This is a genomic window from Parabacteroides sp. AF27-14 (genome assembly GCF_003635425.1).
GTDB lineage: Bacteria > Bacteroidota > Bacteroidia > Bacteroidales > Tannerellaceae > Parabacteroides > Parabacteroides distasonis.
This window is the reverse complement of record NZ_QTLZ01000012.1, coordinates 115,981-139,590: the sequence shown is the minus strand read 5'-3', so window position 1 is coordinate 139,590 and position 23,610 is coordinate 115,981. Positions and strand designations below refer to the sequence as shown.

11 protein-coding genes and 1 pseudogene are annotated in these 23,610 nt (G+C 44.9%); all 12 read left to right on the top strand.

Features of this window, described 5'->3' with window-relative positions:
• Window positions 1–76 precede the first annotated feature (76 nt).
• Window positions 77–2,935: a triple tyrosine motif-containing protein gene (locus DWY79_RS13720; protein WP_039848528.1), complete on the top strand. Its 2,859-nt coding sequence runs from the start codon at window positions 77–79 to the stop codon at window positions 2,933–2,935.
• Between the two features lie 334 nt (window positions 2,936–3,269).
• Window positions 3,270–6,311: pseudogene (locus tag DWY79_RS13715) on the top strand (SusC/RagA family TonB-linked outer membrane protein).
• Between the two features lie 24 nt (window positions 6,312–6,335).
• Complete coding sequence (locus DWY79_RS13710) at window positions 6,336–7,832, top strand: RagB/SusD family nutrient uptake outer membrane protein (RefSeq protein WP_005860289.1); 1,497 nt, start codon at window positions 6,336–6,338, stop codon at window positions 7,830–7,832.
• A gap of 114 nt (window positions 7,833–7,946) precedes the next feature.
• A complete protein-coding gene (locus DWY79_RS13705; RefSeq protein ID WP_122369515.1) occupies window positions 7,947–10,112 on the top strand; it encodes a glucoamylase family protein in 2,166 nt (721 codons plus the stop codon).
• Window positions 10,113–10,252: 140 nt separating this feature from the next.
• Window positions 10,253–12,409 carry a family 43 glycosylhydrolase gene (locus DWY79_RS13700; RefSeq protein WP_005860287.1) on the top strand — a complete coding sequence of 719 codons (2,157 nt, stop codon included), beginning with the start codon at window positions 10,253–10,255 and terminating at the stop codon, window positions 12,407–12,409.
• Between the two features lie 9 nt (window positions 12,410–12,418).
• The gene (locus DWY79_RS13695) at window positions 12,419–13,813 is read left to right on the top strand and encodes a glucoamylase family protein (RefSeq protein ID WP_122369514.1); all 1,395 of its coding nucleotides are present in this window, start codon (window positions 12,419–12,421) and stop codon (window positions 13,811–13,813) included.
• A 12-nt stretch (window positions 13,814–13,825) separates the two neighbouring features.
• Window positions 13,826–16,081, top strand: coding sequence for a beta-glucosidase BglX (gene bglX / locus DWY79_RS13690; RefSeq protein ID WP_122369513.1), 2,256 nt, complete (start codon window positions 13,826–13,828; stop codon window positions 16,079–16,081).
• 20 nt (window positions 16,082–16,101) lie between these two features.
• Entirely contained in the window at window positions 16,102–18,378 is a 2,277-nt protein-coding gene (gene bglX, locus DWY79_RS13685; protein WP_122369512.1) for a beta-glucosidase BglX, read from the top strand.
• A gap of 18 nt (window positions 18,379–18,396) precedes the next feature.
• Entirely contained in the window at window positions 18,397–20,190 is a 1,794-nt protein-coding gene (locus DWY79_RS13680; protein ID WP_122369511.1) for a family 43 glycosylhydrolase, read from the top strand.
• A gap of 271 nt (window positions 20,191–20,461) precedes the next feature.
• Window positions 20,462–21,259 (top strand): prolyl oligopeptidase family serine peptidase, encoded by a 798-nt coding sequence (locus DWY79_RS13670; protein ID WP_122369510.1) that lies wholly within the window; start codon window positions 20,462–20,464, stop codon window positions 21,257–21,259.
• A gap of 293 nt (window positions 21,260–21,552) precedes the next feature.
• Window positions 21,553–22,008, top strand: a complete 456-nt coding sequence (locus DWY79_RS13665) for a hypothetical protein (RefSeq protein ID WP_048926970.1) — start codon at window positions 21,553–21,555, stop codon at window positions 22,006–22,008.
• A 699-nt stretch (window positions 22,009–22,707) separates the two neighbouring features.
• On the top strand, window positions 22,708–23,610 hold the full coding sequence (locus DWY79_RS13660; RefSeq protein WP_005863632.1) for a YitT family protein: 903 nt from the start codon (window positions 22,708–22,710) through the stop codon (window positions 23,608–23,610).

Sequence of the window (23,610 nt, the reverse complement as noted above, 5' to 3'; positions counted from 1 at the left end):
TTTTTTATTTACTTTTGTGGTACATAACATTCTGTACTATATAGTGAAGGAGATACTTAAGAGGACGTTGGTTCGTATGTTGATTTGTTGCGTTATTGCCTTGTTATTTTGTATAACGGGGAATGCGAAGGTACCCTATATTCCTAAAATCATCAATTATTCCGTAAGCGATTACAAAGCGGGAAACCAGAATTGGGCCGTCTCCCAAGGCCCGGGAGGAAAGATGTATATTGGTAATAACCGGGGGCTTTTGGTTTTTGACGGTATTCACTGGGATCTTGTGAAATTACCGAATAATCTAGGTGTCCGTGCTTTGTATATATCGAAGGACGGACGTATTTATGTCGGCTCTTTCGAGGAGTTCGGGTATTTTGAGATGGATGATGAGAATGATCTGATTTATCATTCACTCAGTTCGTCTGAGATGAACGTCTATCTTAATAATGATGAGTTCTGGACGATTAATGAGTATAAGGGTGAGATTTATTTTCAATCATTCCGGAGCTTTTTTATTTATGACGGGGAAAAAGTAAGAAAAGGTGTATCTGACCTGTCCCCATTGTATATTTTCACATTGGACGATCATCTATACGTTCAGTTCATGGAGGGAGGAAGCTTTTGTCGAATGGATGACGGCCAGTTTACAGAGTTACTCTCGAAAAAGGTTTTGGAGGATGATGTGGTTTCGGTCTTGCCATTTGATCATCAGCTATTATTGGTCTCGGCTCGTAGTGGATGTTTTATCTATGATGAGGTGCGTAAAAAATTGTCTGTGTGGAATACACCAGCCAATGAGATATTAAAGGAAGGGATCGCAAACCGGGGAGTCATGATGAAAGATTCTACTTTTATTGTGGGTACGATTTCTAATGGGGTTGTAGCGATTAATAAGCAGGGGGAAACTTTGTGGCATATCAACCGGGAGAATGGCTTGATTAATAATACGGTATTGAGAGTATTTGCTGATAATTCGGATAATTTATGGGTTACATTGGATAATGGTATCGCGCAGATACATGTGAATTCTCCGATCTATTTTTATGAACCGCTTGAGGCCCAGATTGGTATGGTGCATGATATGGTGATAGAGAAGGGTATTGTTTATTTAGCTACGAACCAAGGTCTTTATGCGTTATCTGAGAATGATAGTTATCCAACCTTGATTCCCGGTACTCAAGAACAGACATGGTATATCTCCGATGTCGGAAATCAACTGATTGCCGGACATAATACAGGTACCTTACAGCTAGAGGGCCGAAAAGCTACTCAGATACCGGGGCCCAATGGAGGGGGTACCGCATTACGTAAGACAATTATCCATGGAAAGGAAGTTTTACTCCAGATGTCTTACCGTCCACTCAGTGTTTTCACCCGGGATATGGTTACTAATCGTTGGAAATTTAGCCATAATGTAGAAGGATTCTCTAATTTGATCAAATCGTTTGAGGTTGACCCTACCGGCAATATATGGGCTAGCCATATGTATAAAGGTATCTATCGTCTTCGCTTGAATGAGGATTTGAGGAGTGTGAAAGAGATGGAGTATATCGGAAAACTGGAGGAAGGTAATGAGAGTGGTACGATTAATGTAATGAAATTACGCGGACGTATTGTTTTCTCGGATGGGAGTAAGTTTTATACTTATGAGGATTTGACTGGAAAGATCGTTCCTTATGATTTGTTGAATGAGGATTTTCCCGAGTTAAGCGATACCTATCGGGTTGTTTCCTTGAATAATGATTTATATTGGTTTATCCGGAATTCGGAATATGTATTGTTAGGATATGAGTCCGGGCGATTCCAGTTAAAACAGCGTATTCCTTTTACTTTGTTTGATAATCCGACCATAGAGGATAGGGGAAATATTTATGTGGCTTCCGACGGGACGTCTTATTTTTGTCTAAACGGGGGGATCGCTCGTTATGACAGATACCGGAATTATGTGGATACGACTCGAGTTCCATTGAGTTTGTCGCAAGTAAGAGCTTATAATCGGCACGAAAATGAGTTCGCTCCGCTCCCTTGCAAGGGAGCGGACGCACCGGAAGCTGGTGCGTCCGCATTGAGTTATAGTTATAATACAATCCTTTTCAAGTTTTCGTATCCGGATTTTACGGGGCGCCGTTTCCTGATCTATTATAAATTGGACGGATTTGATAATGAATGGATAGAAGGCACCAGTAATTTTCAACGGACTTATTCTAATTTACCCTATGGTAATTTTGTGTTACATGCGGTTGTGAAAGACGATCGAGGAAAAGAGCTATCTTCTCTGTCTTATCCATTCAAGATCGAACGTCCATTTTATAGCTCTTGGTGGGCGCTGATCATCTATTTTGCTTTGTTTTTATGTATACTGGTCGTATTAGTGAGAATGTATACGATGTGGATTGTCATGCGTGAGAAAAAAGTTAACGAGGAGCAAAAGAGATTGCAAGAAGAGCAATTGAGGGCGCAAGAGCAATTAATTGTCAAGCTAGAGAATGAAAAATTAGAAAATGACCTTACTTATAAGAGTAAGGAATTAGCCAGTGCTACTTTGTCTGTTATCTCTCATAATGATTTCCTTGAAGGTCTAAAAAAGGAAATACAAGCTCAACAATTATCAGGAAGTTATACGAAACGATTCTTCGATAAGCTCATCCGCATGATCGAAGAGAATATATCAGGCGAGGATGAATGGGCCATTTTCCAGACTAATTTCGATCGTATCCACGAAAAGTTCTTTACGAATCTAAAAGAGCGGTATCCCGATTTGACTCCGGGCGATTTACGATTATGCGCTTTATTACGTTTGAATATGCCAACTAAGGATATGGCTCGTATGCAAAATCTTTCCGTACGTGGTATCGAGGCGGCGCGCTATCGATTGCGTAAAAAACTAAATCTACCGGAGGGGCAAAGCTTGGTAGATTTCATGATCCAGTTCCACTAAGAAATTTCATAGTTATGAATGAAAAATATCATAACTATGAAATAAGAAAATCATAACTATGAGTTTTCCTTGTCATTTTTGTGTTCCCATATTTAGTGAGATGTGTTTAATAACATATAATGTTCTCCTTTTGAATTAACAAATGTATTATAACTGAAAATAAGATAATTAATATGTATTGCAGTAGTATAAAAGTAGTAATTTTCTGCTTGCGCAAGGCTTGCAGTAGTGTTGAAGTATACAAAAATTTGCCCTTTTTTAGGTTTGGGTGTTCATTTGCTTCAAATTTAATAATGAGTGTAAAAACAAATGTTCAACTTTAAAACTAGAATGAATGAAAGCTAAATTAATGCTTTGTTTATGCCTGTTACTTGCCGCGACAACAATGTTTGCGCAGAATCTGACAGTTACTGGTGTGGTAACTGAAAAGGCCACAGGATACCCGGCTATCGGGGTGAGTGTTTTGGTTAAGGGTACGACTAACGGTACCATAACCTCTATGGATGGAGACTATACTTTGAGTAATGTTCCCAAGAATGCGACTTTAGTATTTAGTTATGTAGGTATGACTACACAAGAAGTTCCGGTTAACGGACAGACTGTAGTAAATGTTCTTATGAGTGAGGATACGCAAAACTTGGAAGAGGTTGTCGTTATCGGTTATGGTACGAGTAAGGCTAAGGATTTGACAGCTCCAATTGCCGTGATCAAGGCTGATGAGATTACGAAACATGCGACATCATCTCCGATGAGTGCTTTGCAAGGAAAAGTGCCGGGTGTGTAGATTACGAATAGTGGCCAGCCAGGTTCCGGTCCTTCCGTACGTATTCGTGGTATCGGTTCTATGAATACGGATAGCCAACCTTTGTATGTTGTAGATGGAATGTTCTTTGATAATATTGATTTCTTGAATAATAGTGATATTCAAGATTTGTCTATTTTGAAAGATGCTTCTGCCGCTTCTATTTATGGTGTACGTGCGGCGAATGGCGTAGTCTTGGTTACGACAAAGAAAGGTGCGTTGAATCGTCCTGCTACGGTTACTTATGATGGTTATGTTGGCTTTCAAAAGGCTACGAATGTATTGAAAATGGCTAATAGTGAGCAATATGCGACTATGATCAGTGAGATGGGTAATGAAACCTTACAGGCTGTTGTAAATAACGCTAAAAATGTTTGGGGAACACTTCCGAATACAAACTGGTATGATGAGATCTTACATACAGCTTTAACTCACAACCATTCTTTAGACATTTCTGGAGGTACTGAAAAAGCTACTTATTCTGTGGGTACCTCTTATTTGTATCAAGATGGTATCTTGGATTCTAAAAATGATTACTCTCGTTTCAATTTGCGTACGAAAGCGGATTATAAGGCTTTTGATTGGTTGAAAGTAGGAGCTAACGTTGTTTTGAGCAACTCTACGCAAAACTTGCCAAACGGCGAGGTTTGGTTAGCAGCTTTCCGTACACCGGGTATTATTCCTGTATATGATGAAAATAGCTCCTTGAATCCGTATCCTACGAAATATGGTTCTCCTGCCCAAATCGGTTTGAGTGAGTATTACTACAATCCGGTCGCTCAAGCGGAGTATTATGATTCTAAAAATTCAATGTTGCGCGTAATGCCTTCTTTCTATGCGCAATTCGACTTCTTGCCGGAGAATAAGTTATTCTTTAAAACGGCTTATAGCCAAGATATCAATGTTATTCAGACAAGAGCTTATACTCCTGAATATTTGGTTGGTGGAACTCAGTTGAATTCGACTCCCCTTTTGAATAAGAAGAATGATATTTATCACAGTTGGATTTTAGATAATACATTGACCTATACAGATACGTTCGGTGATCATGGTTTAACCGCGATGTTGGGTCAATCCGTACGTGAAGAGAACTGGCGTAACCTATGGGGAGAAGCTACAGGTGTTCCGGGCGGACACGAGGAATATTACTATTTGAATCAAGGTAATGCGGATGGACGTAAAACTGGCGATGACGGTACGACTTATCGTGGTGTTTCTTGGTTCGGTCGTGTATCTTATGATTATAAAGGCAAATATTTATTGTCTGCTACAATGCGTGCCGATGGTTCTTCCAAATACCAAGAGAAATGGGGTTATTTCCCTTCTGTAGGTGCTGCTTGGAATATTTCAGAAGAAGGATTCATGAAAGATCAGAAATGGGTTGATTATCTGAAATTACGTGCGAGCTGGGGTAAGTTAGGTAACGATAAGGTTGCGGCTAGTGATGGTTTCGCTTCCATTACGCAAGATATGGGTACCTCTGGTATATTTGGAGGAAGCGCTGTTCCTGGTTATACGAACTTGGTTTATTTTAGTTGGTTAGGTTGGGAAGTCGTGAATGAGACGAACGTCGGTTTAGATTTTCGTACGTTGAATAGCCGTTTGACAATAGAGGCAGACTGGTATTATCGTTTGACTCAAAATGCCGTGATCGATGCTCCTCTGCCAATGGGTGCCGGTAACTTATTAGGTAACAGAGGTGAGATTTTGAATACAGGTGTTGAGTTGTCTTTTAACTGGGCTGATAAGATCGGTAAAGATTTCTCTTACTACATTGGAGCAAACTTGACAACCTTGCACAATGAGGTAAAAGATTTGAATGGTTTATCTTATTTATATGGTGGTTCTGCGGAGTTCCGTACGATTTCTCAAGTTGGTGGTGAGTTGAATGCTTACTATGGATATGATATTGAGGGTGTTTATCAGAATGCCGCAGAGGTCGCTGCTGATCCGATTGCTGTAGCAAATGGTTTGGAGCCCGGAGATTTCAAGTATGTTGACCAAAATAAGGATGGTAAGATTGATAATAAAGACCGTGTAACATTGGGTTCTTATATCCCGAACTTCAATTACGGTATCAACTTAGGATTCTCTTACAAGAATTTCGATTTCTCTATGGTTATGCAAGGTGTAGCTGGAAACCAGATCGTAAACCGTAAACGTGGTGACCGCCGTTGGCACTCTGAATTGAACTATGACTTAGATCAGTTCGAGAATCGTTGGACAGGTGAGGGCTCTACTAACGAATATATGTCTGCGAAAGGTTCTGTAAAACCTTGGAATATCTCTAACTTTAACTCATTCTATGTAGAAGATGGTTCTTATTTCCGTATTCAGAATGTACAAGTTGCTTATACATTCCCGAAGAAAGACTTTGGAAAATTCAAGATGCCGAGCATTCGTTTGAGCTTGACTGCTGATCGTCCTTTGACTGTTTTCAAGGCAAACAGCTTCAGCCCAGAGTTGGGTAGTAAGAACGAGAAAGGTGAGATAGCATCTTCTTCTTATGGATTTGATGAGCGTGTATATCCTTTAGCATCTTCTTATACGTTAGGTCTTCGTATTATTTATTAATCTTTAAATGCTAATCAGAAGTATATGAAAAATATATTAAAAAAACAGATTTTATGGGCTATCCCTTTAGCCTTTTCATTGCTGACATCCAGTTGTAGTGATTACTTGGATAAGCTTCCAGAGAATACTGTAGAGGTAGAGGGTATTGATTATACGAATAAATCGAATATGTATATGCCTGTTTCCGGTGTATATGCGACCGCTCGTGGTTATCTGGGGTCTTGGTCCTCGTATGGATGTATCATAGTTCGCGGTGACGATGTGAATAAAGGAGGATCTCCTACGGACCAGATTGAGTATGAGTATGCTAGTAAATTCCAGTATGATCGTTTGACTACTTTCTGGGCATTAAGTGGCCTTTGGGGAAACTGCTATTATGTTGTCTCTACTTCTAATTCAGCATTGGAGTCTTTAGAGAATTATGCTAAACATTTGACGAGTGAGTCAGACAAGCAATTAAACGCTCAATATGCTGCTGAAGTTCGCTTTTTCCGAGCATATGCTTATTTCCAGTTGGTAAATTTATTTGGCGATGTGCCTCTTTTGTTAGACAATCAAGAACTGAATGTATTCAAGAATACGAAAGAGGATGTAAAGAAGTACATTTATGACGAGTTGGATTATTGTATAGCAAACTTACCGGCTATTCGTCCGAATGAGTCTGAGCATCCGGGAGCGGTTACAAAATATACCGCTGAGATGTTGAAAGCGAAACAGAAGATGTATGATAATGAATGGGATGAGGTATTGGCCTTGACCGAGGATATCGTCAATAGCGGAAAGTTTGAGTTGTATAATGATTTCTATGAGTTGTTTAAGATTCCGGGAAAATTGTGTAATGAGTCTTTGCTAGAGTATCAATTTACTGACTTTGGAAATGGAAGTGGTGATATCGTTTCTTCTGACAACTGGTTTGCGTTCCAAGGTCCTCGTGGAGAGGCTCCTATCTCTGGATGGGCATTTATTGAGCCGACTGAGAAAATCCGTAATTTATTCTCTAAACGTGGTGAAGCGGTTCGTGCGGAAACAACGTTCCTCATGACGGATGCCACTACTCGTGACGGTGATTATATTCCTGTCGCTCAACCGGGTGAACCGACTGCTTATAATGGAAAGGCTTATACACCGGCTAATCAAATGACTCCGGGACGTACTGGATATGGCGATAATAATAATATCCGTGTATTCCGTTATGCTGATGTGTTGTTAATGAACGCTGAGGCTAAAGTTCGTAAGGGACAAAATGGAGACGCTCCATTAAACTTGGTTCGCGAACGTGCTGGTTTAGCTCCGATTGCAAATGCGACTTTGGATCAAATTCTGGAAGAGCGTCAAGTTGAGTTGGCATTGGAATGGGGCGAACGTTTCTTCGATTTAGTCCGTACGGACAGAGCCACTCAAGAACTTCCGGGTTTTGTGAAAGGAGAAAGCGAATATTATCCGATACCACAGGATCAAATTGACTTGAATCCTAACTTAGAAGCTGAGCCTGTGCCTTTTGAGCCGGAAGTAACAGAGTAATATAAGATTCTCATTATTTACTAGACCTTTGTAGTTTGGCAAGGCGGTGTCAACCCGTTTGGCACCGCCTATTTTATCTCAAATCATATCTTTATTTATATAAATATCAGCATCATGAAACACATCGCATTACTAACTACTCTCTTATTATCCGCCAGCTTGCAAGCGGTGGAGAAACCTTACGACTATGTTTTCTTCGAGAATAGCTTGATGAAAGGGGATTACTTTTATTCTCAAGCGAAATATACCTCACCTTCTTGGATTAAAAATGCGAGACATCATCTTCCGGTTGCCGGCTCTGTCGCTTTTACGCCCGGCAATTCCTTGGAGCTTACCTATGTATCCGCTCCCGGTGGAGATTGGTATAGCGAGATACAATATTGCCCGGTCCGTGGCAATGACTTCTTTCGTGAGCCTTCTACGCTCTCTATGCAAGTGCAGTTGAGAGAGAGCATGAATGCTGCCGCTCTTCCCAATATCGCTATTCGTTATGCGGACAGCACGTATACCCAATACCTAAACCTGAGAAATTATCTGAAAGATACACGTCCCGGCGTATGGCATTCCGTATCCATTCCTTTGAAGGATTTCGGATTAAACGCCGTGAACGATACGAACATCAAGAAATTAGCGGCTGTAGCCCTTCGTCCCGGTACGGCCGATGGAAACGAATATACGATTTATCTGGACGATATAGAGCTTTTGCCGGCTTCCCTCCCGTCGGTAAGTACCTTAAACGCTCCGGTCTTGCAGGAAGCTAAGGCTTATGAGCGTCATATCGATATTAAATGGGTTCCTCAATCAAAGGAGGATATAAAATACTATCGCATTTACCGTTCTTTCGACGGGATCACTTACCAGCCGGTCGCTGTCCGCCGCCCTTGGATGAATCGTTATACCGATTTCTTGGGAGAGGTTGGTAAAAAGGCTTATTATAAGGTGACGGTCGTGGATTATGCGCTGAATGAATCCAATGATTCCCAGACAGTCTCGGCCACTACCTATCCAATGACGGACGAGCAATTGCTGGATATGGTACAGGAAGCGAACTTCCGTTACTATTGGGAGGGAGCGGAGCCAAATAGCGGTCTTGCCCGTGAGAATATTCCCGGACGGAATGATATGATCGCTACCGGGGCTTCCGGCTTCGGTATCATGGCGATCGTGGCGGGTATCGAACGGGGATTTATCACCCGGGAAGAGGGCGTACAGCGTTTCTTGAAAATCACTTCTTTCTTGGAGAAAGCGGATAAATTCCATGGGGCGGTCTCTCACTTTATTGATGGGACAACCGGGAAGACGGTCGCTTTCTTCGGCCCGAAAGATAATGGAGGTGATTTGGTGGAGACCTCTTTCTTATTCCAAGGGCTGTTAACGGCTCGTCAATATTTCAACCAAGAGAATGACAAGGAGAAACAAATCCGTAAGAGCATCGATTCTCTGTGGAAGAACGTGGAATGGAGCTGGTATAAGCAATTTAAGGACAGCCCATATCTATATTGGCACTGGTCTCCAGATCAGGCGTGGGTGATCAATCATAAATTGATCGGCTGGAATGAGACCATGATTACCTATATGTTGGCTATCATGGGGCCGAAATACGGAATCTCTCCGGAGATGTATTATAGCGGCTGGGCCAGCCAAGAGGAGTATGCGCAAGAATACCGTGCCGATTGGGGGCGTGTAGAAGATGGTAAGATGTATACGAATGGCAATACTTATTATGGGGAGAACTTGAAAGTAGGTGTCTCTAATGGAGGTCCTCTTTTCTTTATCCATTACTCCTATCTCGGGCTGGACCCACATAAGTTCACGGATAAGTACACGAATTATTTCGAGAACAACCAGAAAATGGCAAAGATCAATCAACGGTATTGTATCGAGAACCAAGGGGGGTATGTAGGTTATGGAGAAGATTGTTGGGGATTGACCGCCAGCGATTTCGCTTGGAACTATCAAGCTCAGGAGCCGATGCCGCACAGGGATAACGGAACGATGGCACCTACGGGCGCTCTGGCTTCTTTCCCTTATACGCCGGACGCTTCCATGAAAGCCTTGCGGAATTATTATCGTAACCATGGCAGCTTCTTATGGGGTGAGTACGGTTTCCGGGATGCTTTCAACTTGACTGTAAATTGGGTGTCTCCCTTATTTATGGGATTGAATCAAGCGCCTGTAACGGTTATGATCGAGAATTACCGTACGAATCTGTTGTGGAACCTTTTCATGAGCCATCCGGATGTCCAGAAAGGTATCCAAAAGATTCAATCCATAAAATAATAATGCGACAAAAAACAACAATAACTTATCTTGAACATAATATGCTGGCATGTAATAGAATAAATAGGGCTATCGCTTCTTGGAAAAAACATGTACGTGTTTTCTCGGAAACATGTACGTCTTTTTCGGAAAACACGTACATGTTTTTCCGGAAAGACGTAGGAGTTTCTAGCGCTTCCTTAAAAGCCTACAATAAGTGTATGCTCGTATCACTCCTTGCCTCTTTCTTTGCGGTCTCTACCGTAAACGCTCAAGTAAACGAGCGGGGAGATTCCGTGATCGTGATCAAAGGGCAGGTAAGCGATTACTATATTACCGTATCCCCAGAGCATTTTCTGGAAGGTACGATTACCGGACCGGACGGCAAGCCCTTGGAAGGCGCTACAGTGATGTTCACGGCTAGCCCGGTTCATTATACCACCGATGCGACAGGCTATTATAAGATACAAGCAAGCCGCTACGATCATGAGTTATTCGTGTATTATCCGGGGATGAAGTACGCTTATCGCACGTTTGGCGATAACGATACGAAAATAGATATCCGGATGGAAGCGGATCCTCGTGATGTACGGGTAAAAGCTCCTCAGCAAGCCACCCGCTGGTTCGACGCTACGGCCGATCATCCCTCTACCTATTGCAACCCGATGAATTTGAGCTACTGCTTCCGGGCGAATCTGCCGGATTTGGTAAAGAATGGCTCTTTCCGCTCTACGGCCGATCCGATGATGGTCATGTATAAAGGGGAATATTTCCTTTTCGCCACGAACCAAGCCGGATTCTATTATTCCAAGGATTTGAGCAATTGGGAGTTTGTATTCGCCGGTTTCCAACGTTATCCGGAAGATGACGACTTGTGCGCTCCGGCCGCTTTCGTAAGTGGAGATACCTTGTTCTATACCGGTTCTACCTATGCGGGATTGCCTATTTGGTATAGTACGAACCCGAAAAGCGGAAAGTTCAAGCGGTATGTGGAGAAAACGGCTCTTCCTAGCTGGGACCCGGCATTTTTGCTGGATGATGACGGACGTTTGTATATGTACTATGGTTCAAGTAATGAGTTTGCTTTGAAGGGAGTGGAATTGGATCGCCGTGATTTCCACCCGATCAGCAAGATCCAAGAGATCATGATGCTGCGCCCGGAAGAACACGGATGGGAACGTTTCGGGATGAACAATGACGATAGTACGACTTTAGCGCCTTTTACGGAAGGAGCTTTCGTGACCAAGCATAACGGTAAATATTATTTCCAATACGGTGCGCCGGGAACGGAGTTCAAGGTCTATGCGGATGGTGTCTATGTATCCGACAAGCCGATGGGCCCGTTCACCTACCAGAAACATAACCCGATGAGCTATAAGCCGGGAGGTTTCGTACAAGGTGCCGGTCATGGTGGTACTTTCGAGGATGCGTATGGCAATTACTGGCATGTGGCTACTTGCATGCTTTCTTTGAAATATAAGTTTGAGCGTCGTATTGGTTTGTACCCTACGGCATTCGATAAGGATGGCGTGATGTATTCGAACACCGCTTTCGGGGACTATCCTTTGCTTACGCCGAAAGGGAAGGTAGATGATATCGCGAATACGTTTTCCGGCTGGATGTTGCTATCGTATGGAAAACCGGTGATGGCCTCTTCCATGGATAGTACGTTAGTACCAGAGAATGTAACGGATGAGAGCATGCGTACTTTCTGGTCCGCCCGCTCGGGAGAACCGGGTGAATGGCTCCAGATCTCTTTAGAGGGATTGAAAGAGGTACGTGCGATCCAGTTGAACTATTACGAGCATAGAGCCGTACAGCATAATAAGGCGATGGACTTGTATCATCAATATCGTATTTATCATTCTATAGATGGACAAAATTGGGAATTGGTAGTCGATAAGAGCGATAACGACAAGGACGTTCCGCACGACTATATCGAGTTGCGTGAGCCTTTGAAAACCCGTTATTTGAAAATAGTGAACGAACATGTGCCTTCGGGCAACTTCGCTATGTCCGGATTTCGTATTTTTGGAAATGGTTTGGGAGAAGCTCCCGCCGCCGTTAAGAACTTAAAGGTGGAACGCTCAAAAGCGGATAAGCGGAATGCGATGATCACTTGGGAGCCGGTAAAAGAGGCGTACGCTTACAATATCTATTATGGTATAGCGCCGGATAAATTGTACAACAGTATCACGGTACTGGGAGATACGATGTACGATTTCAGGGGCTTGGATAAGGATACGGACTATTATTTCTCGATCGAGGCATTGGGAGAGAGCGGTCGTTCACCGATGAGTAAAGTATTGAGACGATAACTATTTTAAATGTATATATCTATGAATACCTATTTCCGTACAGGCGTTGTTACCCTGTTGCTTGGCTTTTCGTTGACCGCTTGTCATGAGGCCAAGAAAAGTGACACATCCGCAGAGTCTACGGCCAGTGAGCGTAAGTTGGATTTTCAGTCGGATGATGAATTCTTGACCTATATACAAAAGGCTCACTTTAATTATATGTGGGAAGGTGCGGAGCCTACCTCCGGACTGGCCTGTGAGCGTATCCATATGGATGGCGTGTATCCTGAGAACGACGCTGATATCGTGACCACCGGAGGTAGTGGTTTTGGCATCGCCGGGCTGTTGGTAGGTATTGAGCGTGGTTTTATCACCCGTGAGGAAGGTGTGGCCCGTTTTCATCAAATCGCTGATTACTTGGCGAAGGCCGATCGTTTCCATGGGGTCTGGCCTCACTGGATGCATGGACCTACGGGTAAGGTAAAGCCTTTCGGCCAGAAGGATGACGGAGGCGATTTGGTAGAGAGCGCTTTCTTAATGCAAGGTCTCTTATGCGTACGCCAATATTTCAAGGACGGTAATGCGAGCGAGAAAGCGTTGGCCGCGAAGATTGACCAGCTATGGCGTGAGATGGAATGGACATGGTATTTGAACGGGCAGGATGTATTGTATTGGCATTGGAGCCCGAATTACGCATGGGAGATGAATTTTCCTTTGGAAGGTTACAATGAATGTCTGATTACTTATATTTTGGCGGCGTCTTCGCCTACGTATCCGATCCCGGCTTCCGCTTATCATAACGGATGGGCTCGTAAAGGAGGGATCAAGAGCGATGCGGTCGCTTACGATTTACCTTTGATCTTGAAACATAATTATGCCGAGGAGTACGGCGGTCCGTTGTTCTGGGCACATTATTCTTATATCGGCCTATGTCCGGTCGGCTTATCGGATCGATACGCTAACTACTGGGACTTGAACCGGAATCACGTATTGATCGATTACCGTTATTGCGCGGAGAATCCGAAGGGCTTCAAGGGATATAGCGACGCTTGCTGGGGATTGACCGCCAGCTATTCCGTGAAAGGCTATAACGCGCATATGCCCTCCAACGATCATGGGGTAATTACGCCGACAGCCGCCTTGAGCAGTTATCCGTATACACCGGAGGAATCCTCGAAGGCATTGAAGCATTTCTATTTCAATCTGGGAGATAGCATCTGGGGTAAGTATGGTTTTTACGACGCTTTCAGTGAAGGCGAGAATTGGTATCCGCATCGTTATCTGGCGATAGACCAATGTACGATCACCCCGATGATCGAGAATTACCGTACGGGCCTTCTGTGGCGTTTGTTTATGAGCTGTCCGGAAATCCAGGACGGTTTGAAGAAATTGGGTTTCACGATCCATAATGCGAGAGAATCTTAATATTTAAATAACATGAGAAAGATTATATTATCATTCGCCGCTTGTTTGGCACTTGCGGCATACGGACAAAAGCCCGTTCAAGATACGAGAGCGATGGATACGTTTATCGATCAGTTGATGGGTAAAATGACTTTAGATGAGAAGATCGGACAGCTGAACTTGTCCGGTGGTGGTGTTCCCGGCATCTTGAGTGGCTCGGAAGGTGCGGACGAGACGATTCGTCGGGGCTGGCTGGGTGCTACGGGAGGCTCGGAGCTGGAGACGTTCCGTAAATTGCAGGAGATAGCGGTTAAGGAATCTCGCTTAGGAATTCCGCTTTTGTTCGGACTGGATGTAATTCATGGATATCATACGATCTTCCCGATCCCATTGGCTTTGTCTTGTAGCTGGGATACGACGTTGATCGAGCAAAGTGCCCGTATCGCCGCTATCGAGGCCAGCTCAAACGGTGTGACATGGACGTATTCCCCGATGGTGGATATCGCCCGTGACGCTCGTTGGGGACGTATCGCCGAGGGTAGTGGAGAGGACCCTTGGTGGGGTGGAAAGATCGCCGCCGCCATGGTGAGAGGTTATCAAGGAGATGACTTGACGAAAGAGAACACGATCTTGTCTTGCTTGAAGCACTTTGCCTTGTATGGCGCTTCCGAGGCCGGTCGTGATTATAATACGGTGGATATGAGCCGTATCAAGATGTTTAATGAGTATTTCCCTCCTTATAAAGCGGCTGTAGAGGCTGGTTGTGCCACGGCCATGTCTTCCTTTAATTTGGTGGAGGCGATTCCGGCTACGGGTAACCGTTGGTTATTGACCGATTTGCTTCGTGATCAATGGGGATTCAATGGGTTTGTCGTTTCCGATTATAATTCGATCGGCGAGATGACCAATCATGGTTTGGGTGATACGCAGACCGTATCGGCCTTGGCTTTGCATGCCGGCTTGGATATGGATATGATGACAAATGGTTATATCACGACCTTGAAGAGGTCGTTGGAAGAGGGCCGTGTGTCTCAAGCGGATATTGATCAGGCTTGCCGCCGTGTATTGGAGGCGAAATATAAATTAGGCTTGTTCGAGGACCCTTATCGCTACTTGGACGCGGATCGTGCGAAAAAGAATACGTTCACGGATGAGCATATGAATACGGCTCGCCATATCGCCGGTAAATCCATTGTCTTGTTGAAGAATGACAAGGGTTTGTTGCCTTTGCGAAAGACAGGGACGATCGCCGTGGTAGGCCCGTTGGCGGATAAGAAGGTTGAGTTGTTCGGGACATGGTGTGGTATCGATACGGCGAAGTCGGCTTCCGTAGTGCAGGCTGTGAAGGAAATGGTTGGCAATAAGGCCCGTGTGATCTTCGCCAAGGGATGTAATTTGACGAACGAGCCGATGTTGGCGAAAGCCAGTGGCTTGAAGGTTGATCCGGTGGAGAATACCCGTTTGGTGAAGGAAGCGGTTGAGCAAGTGAAAGATGCGGATCGTATCATCGCCGTAATGGGTGAGCCGAATAACTGGTCCGGAGAGGCTTGCAGCCGTGCGGATATTAGTTTGCCGGAGAGCCAGAAAGAGCTGTTGAGAGCTTTGTTGGAGACCGGTAAACCGGTGGTGTTGGTCTTGGCGAATGGCCGTCCGTTGACCTTGGAGTGGGAGGATAGCCAATTCTCCGCGATCGTTGAGGCTTGGCATGGAGGTTCCGCCGCGGCTCGCGGATTGGTGGACGTATTGTTCGGCGACGTGAATCCTTCCGGTAAATTGACGACTACATTCCCTCGTAGCGTAGGCCAGATTCCTTTGTATTACAATGCTAAGAAAACAGGCCGCCCAATGAATCCGGATGATCATTTCACTTCTAAATATCTGGATATCACGAACGATCCTTTGTATCCGTTTGGCTATGGCTTGAGTTATACGACTTTCTCTTACGGTGATCTTCAGCTGGATAAGACGAGTGTGCAAGGAGAGAACGGTGTATTGACCGCCAGCGTACAGGTGACGAATACGGGCAAGCTAGAGGGCGAGGAAGTCGTACAGTTATATATCGGCGATCCGGCTGCCAGCATCTCCCGTCCGATGAAAGAGTTGAAGAACTTCCAGAAGATATCCTTGAAACCGGGTGAGAGCCGAAAAGTCTCTTTTACGATTACGCCGGAAGACTTGAAATTTTATAACAGCGCGTTGGAATACATCTGGGAACCGGGCTTATTCAATATCTACGTAGGTACGAACTCCCGGGACGTGAAATCGGCGCAGGTAACTTGGAACAAATAATACATATACGAATACGAATAATGAAAAGGTTAACGACTTTTATCGCTGGTGCGGCCGTTGCCGCTACCTTGGGGGGATGCCAGCAGCCCGCTGTAAGCGGTTGGAAAAGCTTCAGCGGCGACAAAAATATTGAACGCCGTGTAGATTCTGTGCTCTCTTTGATGACCTTGGAGGAAAAGGTGGGGCAGATGGCCCAATACTCCTGTAACTGGGATGTGACCGGCCCGGTTATGACGGGGGATTATGAGACTTTGCTGAAACAAGGTCTTGTAGGAAGCTTGTTTAATGTATATACGGTAGATGGCGTACGTAAAATGCAAGAGATGGCTCTGTCCGAGAGCCGTTTGAAGATACCCGTATTGTTTGGTTATGATGTCGTGCACGGCTATCGTACGATTTTCCCGATGCCGTTGGCGGAATCCTGCTCTTGGGATTTGGAGCGGATGCGTAAAAGTGCGGCGATCGCGGCGGATGAGGCGAGCGCTTCCGGTATCGCTTGGACGTTCGCCCCGATGGTGGATATCTCCCGGGATGCCCGTTGGGGACGTGTAATGGAAGGTGCCGGTGAGGACCCGTATTTGGGAAGTCTGATTGCGAAGGCCCGTGTCGAGGGTTTCCAAGGAGGAAACGATTGGCGTTCGTTGGCCGACGTAAATACGGTCTTGGCTTGTTGTAAGCACTTTGCCGCTTATGGGGCCGCTGAGGCCGGACGTGATTATAATACGTCTGAGTTGTCGCAAAATACATTGATGAATTATTATATGCCGCCTTATTTAGCGGCTAAGGAAGCGGGAGTCGCTACGTTCATGGCCTCCTTCAATGAGATCAACGGAGTGCCCAGCACGGGTAATAAATGGTTGATGACCGATTTGTTACGTAAGGACTGGGGCTTCAATGGTTTCGTGGTTACCGATTATACCGGTATCAATGAGATGGTAGCCCATAGTATCGTGCGAAATGATAAGGAGGCGGGAGAACTGGCCGCGAACGCCGGTATCGATATGGATATGACAGGTGGCATCTACAGCCAATATCTTGTACAATCCGTGAAAGAGGGCAAGGTCTCGGAAGAGAATATCGACCGTGCCGTGGCGAGCATCTTGGAGATGAAGTTCCTCTTGGGCTTGTTCGATGATCCATATCGTTACTTGGACAATGAGCGTGAGAAGAATACGATCATGAAGCCGGAGTTTTTGCAAGAGGCTCGTGAGACTTCCGCTCGCTCGATCGTCCTTTTGAAGAATGATAATAACTTCTTCCCGATCTCGAAGGATAAGAATATTACGGTAGCCTTGATCGGCCCGATGGTAAAAGATAAGATCAACCAGAATGGCGAGTGGGCTGGCCGGGGTGAGCGTGAGGAGAGTATCTCTTTGTTCGAGGGTCTGACCGAGAAATATGCCGGTACGAACGTGAAGTTCATTTATGCCGAGGGATGTGATCTCTTGACTGATGATTCATCTAAATTCGCTGAGGCGATCGCTACGGCTCGCCGTGCGGATATCGTATTGGCGGCTATGGGCGAGGATTTCAACTGGAGTGGTGAGGCGGCTTGCCGTACGGACTTGAAATTGCCGGGCGCTCAACAAGCCTTGTTGAAAGAATTGAAAAAGACGGGTAAACCTCTTGGTTTGATCTTGGTGAACGGACGTCCTTTGGATCTTTCTTGGGAGGATCAGCATGTCGACGGTATCTTGGAGGCTTGGTATCTGGGTACGATGGCAGGTCATGGTATGGCCGATGTGATCAGTGGCGATTATAATCCGTCCGCTCGCCTGACGATGTCTTTCCCTCGTACGGTAGGTCAATTGCCTCTGTATTACAATCAGAAACCGACAGGCCGCCCGGTTCCTCCGGAAGCTCCGGATACGGATTATAAATCCAGATATATGGATGTGCCTAACACACCGTTGTATCCGTTCGGTTATGGCTTGAGCTATACGACTTTCGCCGTGAACTCTATGAAGCTGGATCAGAACTCTTTCACGAAAGGGGGCAAGATCACGGTAACGGCTGAGGTAGAGAATACGGGTAAGGTGGATGGCGAGACGGTCGTCCAGATGTATATCCGCGACTTGGCGGGTAGCGTGACCCGTCCGGTTAAAGAGCTGAAAGGTTTCGAGAAGGTGGCTTTGAAAGCGGGCGAGAAGAAGCAAGTCTCTTTCACGATTGACGAAGCTTTGCTGGCTTTCTATGGTATCGATATGCAGAAGAAAGCCGAGCCGGGTGATTTCACGGTTTGGGTAGGCTTGAATTCTACCGACGAGGCGAATCAGTCTTCTTTCTCTCTGCGGTAAAAATTAATACATATCAACATGAAACTATTATCAAAATATATCTTTTCCGCTCTATTCTTGGCTGCTTCCGGAGGTTCCGCCACCGCTCAATCCATGCGGGCGAATACGTATTGTAATCCGCTTAATGTGGATTATACGTATATGATTTATAACTCATCGAACAACCTGTCTTACCGTTCGGGCGCGGACCCCGCTGTCGTAGAATTCCGGGGCGAGTATTATATGTTCGTAACCCGTTCGCATGGCTATTGGCATTCGAAAGATTTGTTGAACTGGGATTTTATCACTCCCGGTAAAAACTGGTATCCTCAGGGTTCCAACGCTCCCGCCGCTCATAATTATAAGGATTCCGTGCTTTATGTGATGGGTGATCCGTCCGACTCCATGAGCGTTCTTTATACCGATGATCCGAAATCGGGTAATTGGAACGCTACTCCTGCTATACTCCACGACCTACAAGACCCGGATTTATTCATCGATGATGACGGGCAAGCTTATTTATTCTGGGGTTCTTCCAATGTTTATCCGCTTCGGGGCAAGAAACTGAATAAGGATGACCGTTTCTTGATCGAGGGTGAGACGGTCGAGCTTTTCGGCTTGGATATGCCGAAGCATGGCTGGGAACGTTTTGGCGAGAACCATACCGATACGGTATTGGGAGGCTATATGGAAGGGGCTTGGCTGACCAAGCACGACGGTAAATATTATATGCAGTATGCCGCCCCCGGTACGGAATTCAACGTATATGCCGATGGTGTTTATGTGGCGGACTCCCCATTAGGTCCGTATAAGTATCAATCGCATAACCCGGTAAGCTATAAGCCCGGTGGTTTCATGAATGGTGCCGGACACGGAAGTACCTTGGTGGGGCCGGGAGGTAATTATTGGCATTTCGCCTCTATGTCTCTCTCGGCTACGGTGAATTGGGAGCGTCGCCTCTGCATGTATCCTACTTTCTTCGATAAGGAGGGCATTATGTATTGTGATAATAACTTCGGTGATTATCCGCATTACGCTCCCGCCGAGCCGGGAAAGAAAGGAGAGTTTACGGGGTGGATGTTGCTTTCTTATAAAAAGCCGGTGAAAGCTTCCTCGTATGCGGAGGGTTCCGCTCCCGCCGCGCAAGGATTCACGGAATCGAACCGTCCCAAGACCTCCGCCAATTTCCTTCCGGCCAACTTGACGGATGAGGAATGTAAGACATTCTGGATGGCTCGCACGAATGGAGATACCGAATGGGTAGAGATCGATCTGGAGGCTCCCGCTATGGTATATGCCGTGCAAGTGAATTATCACGATCATCAATCGAATATGTATGGACGTATTCCCGGTTTACGCCACCGTTGTGCGGTGGAAGGCTCTTTGGACGGGCAGGATTGGGTAACGTTGGTGGATCGCCGGAATAATTATAAGGATGTCCCGAATGATTACGTACAAGTGGATAATCCGGCTCGTGTCCGTTATGTCCGTTATAAGAATATAGAGGTCCCGACGCCTCATCTGGCGATCTCGGACTTGCGTGTGTTCGGTATCGGTGAGGGCAAGAAGCCTGCGACGGTGAAGAACTTCAAGGTCGTTCGCCAAGCGGACCGCCGTGACGCGATGATTACTTGGGACGCAGCCAAGAACAGCCAAGGCTACAACATCCGTTGGGGTATCGCTCCCGATAAACTATACAATTCATGGCTCCTATACGGAAAGAATGAATTACTATTAAAGAGTCTGTCCACCGACCAGCCTTATTATTTCACCATCGAGGCATTCAACGAGAACGGTGTATCAGAAGCGACAAAAATACAGGAAGCCCAATAATCTTTCGGTATCATTTTCAAATGTATTTTGTAGAGATAAGACAATCTGTCTCTACAAAATACATACAATATTCGATTATTTACTTACTAACGGGTATTTATCTGGATTTGCTATGATAGACAAACTCAAATCTACATCTAAAGCATCCCAACGAATCCGCTCACGTCCTAATAGTTGGTTTAATCTTGATATTATACAACGCCTTAACAGACTATTTAATTATATTTGCGGAAGTTATCGATCTAAGTAGATAGTATTTACATTTGAATATATGATTATGAAAACACTTAGAAGTATTTTTTTTCTGTCTCTTTGCCTTCTTCTCTCCGTTGCTGGATATGCTGGTGATAAGGCTAGTTTTTTGAAAAAGCAGTTTACGGCTCGTGATGGTTATCAATTGAATTATCGGGTTCTGTATCCCCGAGATTATAATCCGGCGCAGAAATACCCGGTAATCCTGTTCCTGCACGGAGCGGGCGAACGAGGGTCGGATAATGAGGCCCAATTAATACATGGTGGCGATATGTTCGCTTCTTTCGAGAATCAAACCAAATATCCGGCTATCATTATAGCGCCTCAATGCCCGGCCGAGAAGACTTGGTCTGAATATAAGGGATTGAACGCCGGAAAAGAAGGAAAGCGTTTCTATCCGTTGAATGCTCCGGCCACACAATCGATGGCCGCCGTCAAGGAATTATTGGATAGTTATATAGCGGAAGGTAAGGTCGATACGAAACGCATTTACGTAACCGGCCTATCAATGGGAGGTATGGGCACGTTCGATATCGTGATGCGTTACCCGAACCTGTTTGCCGCTGCCGCCCCGATCTGTGGTGGAGCGAACTTGCAACGTCTGGCGAACTTTAAGGGCAAGACGGCTTTCAGTATTTATCACGGCGGCTCCGACAGCGTAGTCGATGTACAATTCTCCCGTGACGCTAATGAAGCATTGAAGAAAGCAGGAGCTGATGTCCGTTATAAGGAATTTCCCGGTGTAGACCATAACAGTTGGGATAACGCTTTCGCGGAACCGGATTATCTGGCTTGGATGTTCCAGCATAGCTTGTAAAAACAGAGGTATCATCTCCAGATTTTTTACTTACTAGACATTATTTATCCTTTATAGGTTGGATATCCGGAAAAAGAAGTATATTTGCAATGCTAAACATTTTAAAACCAGAAAGCAGAGTAGAATACCTGCTTCTATTCGGTTGCAGGCATTTTTTTGCCTGTAACCGATCCGATATGACGGTTCCGTACCCCCGTGGAGTGCATTAATGTGCCTCCAGCTTTCTGGTAAAGTGTTTAGCAACGGGTCAGGCGGGACCGTTCTTTTTTCCGCCTGCTTAATGCTAATATATTATGGAAGTGGAAAACATTTATCCCGTAACTGAACCTGTCGGTTCAGAGCAAGAAGCTCCGGTTTCGAACATGGAAATGTTGAGTGATGTATTTTTTAAGGAAGAGGCACGACGCTTGAAAGAAGCTTTCTGTTTTGAGAGAGATGCGGATGACCTTGATTATCTGAACCATCAGTTGCAAAGCGTGAAAAATCTATTGGTAGGTCTAAAACTGCCGTGGATACAAATAGCACCAATTTTGTACAGATGTATGGCCGTTTATCTGCAGCGTCCCGATCAACATGTAAGTAATATGAAAGTTCGCTACCTGTCAACGCAATTGATGGATGGGGTTTTGCTTTTATCCCAGAACGGACGGCTCATCAATGATTTGCTCATGTTTTTCGACCGCCAGCTTAAGGATATTCAACGCTTGCGGGAAGAGAAGTGTGAGGAAATGGAGAATGTGAGATTGTAAGTCTATATTTGCAGCTCATACATACTTGGTTGTAGAGACGGGGCGTGCCCCGTCTCTACAATTGGATGAAAGGGCTTATGCGTGTTCCGGTTAGAATATCAATGTGACAATTTGTAAACTGAAGTCCTTGAGAATCGATTATTTCGGGCCAAAGTACGTCTCGCCTCCTAAAAACGAAAGAAAAAAACAGCAATCGTCTATCCGCTAGTGACTTGTTGAAAAACGGCCTTTTATTCTAGCGAAATTAATTCATCCTATCTCATATCTTATGTGCCTTATGGTCCAGTCGTTAGGGGGCAACAATGCCCATTATAAGGTAGTCATGTCGCCCATTATGCCCATATGTGTAGCCTATCGTGACTATATGTGTGGGGTTACGCCTGTACAGGCGTGGGTGAACGGGACTATATGTGTAATCTAACGAGGGTATTCTTATCAAAAAACGGGTCTTTTTGCGTGGAAAAGGCGTATAAATGCCTGCTTTCTCCTTCATGTTCTCGTTTATAGAGCTTTTCTAAATAAAGGTGATGTTATATAAAAGGGGTTATTACTAATAAATAGTTAACATTCCTTGGCTTTTGCTTACGTCTCTGTAAATAGGGGAAAGTGAACCATTATATTTCCGGCTAAATATAAGGTGAAGCATTTCCTATCAATAACTTTCATTACCTTTGCGCCCGCTAAAAATAAACAAATGAGATGAAATCTACTTTATCAATTTCTTCCTTATCCAGACAAGTCCTGCTTCGGGAGACACGGGACTATTTAATGATCGCTCTTGGGATGATCCTTTACGGTATCGGATGGACCGTTTTCCTTTTGCCGAATGACATTACGACAGGTGGAGTGCCGGGTATCGCTTCCATTGTTTTCTGGGCTACGGGATTTCCTGTTCAGTACACTTACTTCCTCATTAATGCCGTCTTGCTGATGCTTGCCTTGAAAATATTAGGTTTTAAGTTCAGTATCAAGACGATCTTCGCCGTGTTTACGCTTACTTTCTTCCTGTCGCTGATCCAGAAGTTGACGGCCGATATGCATTTATTACAAGACCAACCGTTTATGGCATGTGTGCTGGGAGCCTCTTTCTGCGGAAGTGGTATCGGTATCGCTTTCTCCTCGAACGGTAGTACGGGTGGAACGGATATTATTGCCGCTATCATCAATAAATACCGGGATATAACGCTGGGACGGGTCATGATGATCTGCGATATGATTATTATCACCTCCAGTTATTTCGTGCTAAAGGATTGGGAGAAAGTGGTATATGGTTTCGTAACGTTATATGTTTGTAGTTTCGTGCTGGATCAGATCGTGAACAGTGCCCGCCAGTCCGTGCAATTCTTTATCATCTCGAAGAAGTATCAAGAGATTGGTAAGGAGATTAATGCGTTGCACCGAGGGGTTACGGTGATCGATGCTACCGGGTTATATACGGGGCAAGAACAGAAGATGATGTTCGTGCTCGCTAAAAAACGGCAATCCACTACGATTTTCCGTATCATTAATGATATTGATCCGACCGCCTTTGTATCCCAAAGCGCCGTAATCGGGGTTTATGGGGAAGGATTCGATCATTTTAAACTAAAGAAATCAAAGTAG

What these genes read in the sequence shown, in the direction of transcription:
- DWY79_RS13720 (WP_039848528.1), top strand. Translation starts at nt 77, where the DNA reads ATGTTGATTTGTTGCGTTATTGCCTTGTTATTTTGTATAACGGGGAAT.
- DWY79_RS13710 (WP_005860289.1), top strand. Translation starts at nt 6,336, where the DNA reads ATGAAAAATATATTAAAAAAACAGATTTTATGGGCTATCCCTTTAGCC.
- DWY79_RS13705 (WP_122369515.1), top strand. Translation starts at nt 7,947, where the DNA reads ATGAAACACATCGCATTACTAACTACTCTCTTATTATCCGCCAGCTTG.
- DWY79_RS13700 (WP_005860287.1), top strand. Translation starts at nt 10,253, where the DNA reads ATGTTTTTCCGGAAAGACGTAGGAGTTTCTAGCGCTTCCTTAAAAGCC.
- DWY79_RS13695 (WP_122369514.1), top strand. Translation starts at nt 12,419, where the DNA reads ATGTATATATCTATGAATACCTATTTCCGTACAGGCGTTGTTACCCTG.
- bglX (WP_122369513.1), top strand. Translation starts at nt 13,826, where the DNA reads ATGAGAAAGATTATATTATCATTCGCCGCTTGTTTGGCACTTGCGGCA.
- bglX (WP_122369512.1), top strand. Translation starts at nt 16,102, where the DNA reads ATGAAAAGGTTAACGACTTTTATCGCTGGTGCGGCCGTTGCCGCTACC.
- DWY79_RS13680 (WP_122369511.1), top strand. Translation starts at nt 18,397, where the DNA reads ATGAAACTATTATCAAAATATATCTTTTCCGCTCTATTCTTGGCTGCT.
- DWY79_RS13670 (WP_122369510.1), top strand. Translation starts at nt 20,462, where the DNA reads ATGATTATGAAAACACTTAGAAGTATTTTTTTTCTGTCTCTTTGCCTT.
- DWY79_RS13665 (WP_048926970.1), top strand. Translation starts at nt 21,553, where the DNA reads ATGGAAGTGGAAAACATTTATCCCGTAACTGAACCTGTCGGTTCAGAG.
- DWY79_RS13660 (WP_005863632.1), top strand. Translation starts at nt 22,708, where the DNA reads ATGAAATCTACTTTATCAATTTCTTCCTTATCCAGACAAGTCCTGCTT.